Origin of the sequence: Kocuria sp. NPDC057446, from assembly GCF_042802875.1 — a bacterium.
Classification (GTDB): Bacteria; Actinomycetota; Actinomycetes; order Actinomycetales; family Micrococcaceae; genus Kocuria.
This window is the reverse complement of sequence record NZ_JBHVDI010000204.1, coordinates 1-5,362: the sequence shown is the minus strand read 5'-3', so window position 1 is coordinate 5,362 and position 5,362 is coordinate 1. Positions and strand designations below refer to the sequence as shown.

The 5,362-nt window shown below is 69.8% G+C and carries 5 protein-coding genes; all 5 read right to left on the bottom strand.

Features of this window, described 5'->3' with window-relative positions:
• Window positions 1–64: 64 nt before the first annotated feature.
• A complete protein-coding gene (locus ACFU0Y_RS16775; protein WP_380215879.1) occupies window positions 65–340 on the bottom strand; it encodes a F0F1 ATP synthase subunit epsilon in 276 nt (91 codons plus the stop codon).
• Between the two features lie 2 nt (window positions 341–342).
• Window positions 343–1,809, bottom strand: a complete 1,467-nt coding sequence (atpD, locus tag ACFU0Y_RS16770; protein WP_380215877.1) for a F0F1 ATP synthase subunit beta — start codon at window positions 1,807–1,809, stop codon at window positions 343–345.
• 55 nt (window positions 1,810–1,864) lie between these two features.
• Window positions 1,865–2,776: a F0F1 ATP synthase subunit gamma gene (locus tag ACFU0Y_RS16765; RefSeq protein ID WP_380215875.1), complete on the bottom strand. Its 912-nt coding sequence runs from the start codon at window positions 2,774–2,776 to the stop codon at window positions 1,865–1,867.
• Window positions 2,777–2,836: 60 nt separating this feature from the next.
• Window positions 2,837–4,462: a F0F1 ATP synthase subunit alpha gene (gene atpA / locus ACFU0Y_RS16760; RefSeq protein ID WP_380215873.1), complete on the bottom strand. Its 1,626-nt coding sequence runs from the start codon at window positions 4,460–4,462 to the stop codon at window positions 2,837–2,839.
• Between the two features lie 151 nt (window positions 4,463–4,613).
• The coding region (locus ACFU0Y_RS16755) for a F0F1 ATP synthase subunit delta (protein WP_380215871.1) at window positions 4,614–5,362 on the bottom strand (749 nt) is incomplete at its 5' end.

Sequence of the window (5,362 nt, the reverse complement as noted above, 5' to 3'; positions counted from 1 at the left end):
CCGGTGGTGCGGAGGCCGCGGCTGGGCTGGGTGCGCGGGGCGGGCCCCGCGCGGACGGGCAGGATCAGGCGGCGGCGGCGCCGGGCAGCTCCACGTTGTCCGCCACGATCGTCACCCGGTCGTGGTCGACGAACACGAAGCCGGCGTCGATCGTGCCCTCGACCCGGGAGCCGTCCACGGGGTCCACCGCGAAGTCGCCCGGCTTGAGGATGCCGGCCACGGCCTCGTGGCCGGGCAGGATACCGATGTCGCCCTCGGAGGTGCGGACCCGCACCATCCGGGCCGTGCCGTTCCACACGGCCCGGTCGAGGGAGACGATTTCGACGATCATCTCGGCCATGACTACTTGCCGCCGGTCCGGGACTTGATCTCGTCCCACTTCTGCATCACGTCGTCCAGTCCGCCGACGTTGTAGAACGCCTGCTCCGGGACGTGGTCGAACTCGCCCTCGGTGATCTTGCCGAACGCCTCGATGGTCTCCGCCAGCGGGACCGTGGAGCCCTCGACGCCCGTGAACTGCTTCGCGGTGTAGGTGTTCTGCGACAGGAACTGCTCGATCCGGCGGGCGCGCGAGACGACGACCTTCTGCTCCTCGGAGAGCTCCTCGACGCCGAGGATCGCGATGATGTCCTGCAGCTCCTTGTTCTCCTGCAGGATGGACCGGACGCGGATCGCGACGTCGTAGTGCTCCTGGCCCACGATCTGCGGGTCGAGGATGCGGGAGGTCGAGGTCAGCGGGTCGATCGCCGGGTACAGACCGCGGGAGGCGATGTCACGGGAGAGCTCCGTGGTCGCGTCCAGGTGGGCGAACGTCGTGGCCGGGGCCGGGTCGGTGTAGTCGTCGGCGGGCACGTAGATCGCCTGCATCGAGGTGATCGAGTGACCGCGGGTCGAGGTGATGCGCTCCTGGAGCACACCCATCTCGTCCGCCAGCGTCGGCTGGTAGCCCACCGCGGAGGGGATGCGGCCCAGCAGGGTCGACACCTCCGACCCGGCCTGGGTGAAGCGGAAGATGTTGTCCACGAACAGCAGCACGTCCTGGTTCTGCACGTCGCGGAAGTACTCCGCCATCGTGAGCCCGGTCAGGGCCACGCGCAGACGCGTTCCCGGCGGCTCGTCCATCTGGCCGAACACGAGGGCGGTGTCCTTGAGGACGCCCGCCTCCTCCATCTCGACCCAGAGGTCGTTGCCCTCACGGGTGCGCTCGCCCACGCCGGCGAAGACCGAGGTGCCGCCGAAGTTGCGGGCCACACGGGTGATCATCTCCTGGATGAGCACGGTCTTGCCGACGCCGGCGCCGCCGAACAGGCCGATCTTGCCGCCCTTGATGTAGGGGGTCAGCAGGTCGATCGACTTGATGCCGGTCTCCATCATCTCCGTGGAGCCCTCGAGCTCCGCGAAGGACGGCGCCTTGCGGTGGATCGGCCAGCGCTCGGTGATCTCCAGGGAGGACGTCTCGACGTCGAGAGCCTCGCCGAGCACGTTGAAGATGTGGCCCTTGACCACGTCGCCCACGGGCACGGAGATCGGCTCGCCGGAGTCCTTGACCTGGGTGCCGCGCACCAGGCCGTCGGTCTGCTGCAGCGCGATCGCGCGGACCATGTTGTCGCCCAGGTGCTGGGCCGTCTCGAAGGTGATGGTCCGCTTCTCGCCGGCGAGCTCGTACTGGGCGGTCAGGGCGTTGTAGATCCCGGGCACGGCGTGCTCGGGGAACTCGACGTCGACGACCGGCCCGATGACCCGGGCGATACGGCCCGTGGCGCCGCCCGAGACCGGCTGCCCGGCCTGTTCGCTGATGGTGGCAGTCATATCTCTCACTTCACTTGTTCGTGGTGGATAGTTGCTGGATCGCCGGGACGGCCCGTCACAGGGCCTCGGCGCCGCTCACGATCTCGGTGAGCTCGGTGGTGATCTCGGCCTGTCGGGCGTTGTTCATCAGGCGCGTGTACTTCTTGATGAGCTCGTCCGCGTTGTCGCCGGCCGCCTTCATGGCCTTCTGCCGGGCCGCGAGCTCGCTCGTGGCGGCGTGGGCGAGGCTCGCGAACAGGCGGGCGTCGATGTAGCGCGGCAGGACCGCGTCGAGGAACTCCTCGGGGTTCGGCTCGAACTCGAAGGTGCTGTCCGGCTCCTCCAGCTCGTCGAACTCCCGGGCGACCTCGTCGGTCAGCGCGTTGGCGTCCACGACCTCCAGCGGCAGCAGGCGCAGGACCCGGGGCTCCTGGACGACCATCGACTTGAACGTCGTGTAGACGAGATGGATCTCGTCGACGCCGCCGTCCTCGTACGGGGTCTCCAGGTCCTCGATCAGCACCTGGCGTAGCTCCCGCGCGCGGTCCGGACGGGCGTTGTCCGTGTCCCCGGTCCAGTTCCGCTCGTACGGGCGGCTGCGGAAGTCGAAGTACGCCTGGCCCTTGCGGCCGATCAGGTAGACCTTGGTCTCCTTGCCCTCCGCGTGGAGCAGCTCGAGCAGGCCCTCGGCCTCCTTGAGCACGTTGGACGAGTAGGACCCGGCCAGACCGCGGTCCGAGGTCATGATCACCACGGCCGACCGGCGCACCTCGTCGGCCCGCGTGGTGAGGACATGGGAGACGTTGTGCTGGCTGGCGACCTGCGAGGCCGCCCGGGTGAGGGCGTTCGCGTAGGGACGCGCCGCCTGCAGACCCTGTCGGGACTTGTTGATGCGCGAGGTCGCGATCATCTCCATGGCCTTGAAGATCTTCTTCATGGACTTGGTCGACGCGATCTTGTTCCGGTAGACCCGAATCTGCGCTCCCATGTGACTTCCTTTCGTCACCGTGCCCGGTGCGCCGCCGCGGCGGCGCACCGGACCGACCGGTTACTTCCTGACGATCCGTTCCTGGTCGACCTCGGACTCCTCGAGGGGCTGGTGCTCCTCGTGGCCCGGCTCGATCCCGTGCTTGGTGCCCCGGAAGTCCCGCTTGACCTCGGCCACGGCCGTCTCCAGGGCGGCGACGGCGTCGTCCTCGAGCTTGCCGGTCCCGACGATGGAGTCCATCACGTTCGTGGTGCGGCGCACGTGCTCCAGCAGGGCCTGCTCGAAGTCGAGCACGTCGGCGACCTCCACCTCGTCGAGGTGGCCGTTGGTGCCGGCCCAGATGGACACGACCTGGTCCTCGACCGGGTACGGGGTGTACTGCTTCTGCTTCAGCAGCTCCATCAGACGGGCACCGCGGGTCAGCTGCTGCCGGGACGCGGGGTCCAGGTCGGAGGCGAACATCGCGAAGGCCTGCATCGAGCGGTAGGACGCGAGCTCGAGCTTCAGCGTGCCGGAGACCTTCTTCATGGCCTTGACCTGCGCGGCGCCGCCGACGCGGGACACCGAGATGCCCACGTCCACGGCCGGGCGCTGGTTGGCGTTGAACAGGTCCGACTGCAGGAAGATCTGGCCGTCGGTGATGGAGATGACGTTGGTGGGGATGAACGCCGAGACGTCGTTGGCCTTCGTCTCGATCATCGGCAGCCCGGTCATCGAGCCCGCGCCCAGCTCGTCGGAGAGCTTGGCACAGCGCTCGAGGAGGCGGGAGTGCAGGTAGAACACGTCGCCCGGGTAGGCCTCGCGTCCCGGCGGGCGGCGGAGCAGCAGCGAGACCGCACGGTAGGCCTCGGCCTGCTTGGACAGGTCGTCGAAGACGATGAGGACGTGCTTGCCGCCGTACATCCAGTGCTGGCCGATGGCCGAGCCGGCGTAGGGGGCGAGGTATTTGATGCCCGCGGCGTCGGAGGCGGGAGCCGCCACGATGGTCGTGTACTCCAGGGCCCCGTTGTCCTCGAGGGTCTGGCGCACGCCGGCGATGGTGGAGGCCTTCTGGCCGACCGCCACGTAGATGCAGCGCACCTGCTGGTTGACGTCGCCCGTCTCCCAGTTGGCGCGCTGGTTGAGGATGGCGTCCACCGCGATCGCGGTCTTGCCGGTCTGCCGGTCGCCGATGAGGAGCTGGCGCTGGCCGCGGCCGATCGGGATCATCGCGTCGATGGCCTTGATGCCGGTCTGCAGGGGCTCGTGCACGGACTTGCGCATCGTCACGCCCGGGGCCTGCAGCTCGAGGGCGCGGCGGCCCTCGGCCTCGATCGGGCCGAGGTCGTCGATGGGCATGCCCAGCGGATCGACCACGCGGCCCAGGAACGCGTCGCCCACCGGCACGGAGAGGACCTCCCCGGTGCGCTGGACCTCCTGGCCCTCCTCGATGCCGCGGAAGTCGCCGAGGATCACGACGCCGATGTCGCGGGTGTCGAGGTTCTGCGCGAGACCGAGCACGCCGTTCTCGAAGCGCAGCAGCTCGTTGGCCATGACCGAGGGCAGGCCCTCGACGCGCGCGATGCCGTCGGAGGCGCTGCTGACGCGGCCGACCTCGGTTCGTTCTGCGGTGCCGGGCTCGTAGGACGCGGCGAATTCGCTCAGCGCGCTACGGACGTCGTCGGCATTGATGGTGACTTCGGACATGTCCTGTCCCTGCTCTCCTAGTTCGTGATCACTGCCGTCAGCGGTGACCGTGAGTCCAAATCTGTGGCGGAACGCCGCGCCGGCCCACCGGCCGCCGCCGTCCGGCCGGCGCTGGCGCGCGCCCACGGCGGCGTCGGGCCGACCCTTCGGGTCAGGCGCCGATCCGCTGGCGCAGCTCGTCGAGACGGGCCGCGACGGAACCGTCGATGACCTCCTCGCCGACCTGCACCTTGAGCCCGCCGATCAGCGCCGGGTCGACGTCCACGGTGAGCTTGAGGTCCTTGCCGTACAGCGTGTTCAGCTGCTGCTGCAGCCGTCCGCGCTGGTCCTCGGTCAGCGGACGCGACGTGATCACGTGCGCGATCCACCGCTGGCGGCGGGCCGCGACCTCCTCCGCGAAGCGCTCGACGAGACGGCCCACCAGGGCGCCGCGCGGCGAGAGCACGGCCTGCTCCACGAGCAGCAGCGCCTCGTCCGAGGCGCCCGGGGTCAGCCGGTGCGCCAGCCGGGTCTTGGCCTCGACGTCGGCGCGCTGGTCGCTGAGGGCACGCTGCAGCTCGTGCGAGCCGTCCAGCACCCCCTTGAACGCGATCAGCTGGTCCACGACCTGCTCGAGGCCCTCGAGTCCGCCCCGGTTCTCGGCGGACGCCGCGGTGAGGGCCACCCCGGCGTGCTCGAGCGCGTCGGTGAACTCGCGGTCGTCGCTCCAGCGCCGGCCGGCGAGGTGCGCGACGATCTCCACGGCGTCCGGGGAGACCTTGTCGGCGAAGATCCGGCGCACGACCTGCTCCCGCTGCGCCCCCTGGTAGGAGGGGTCCGCCAGCGCACGGCGCAGCGCGCCGTTCTCGTCGAGGACGGCGAGCACGGCGAAGAGCTCACGGGCGAGCGCGGGGCTGGCGG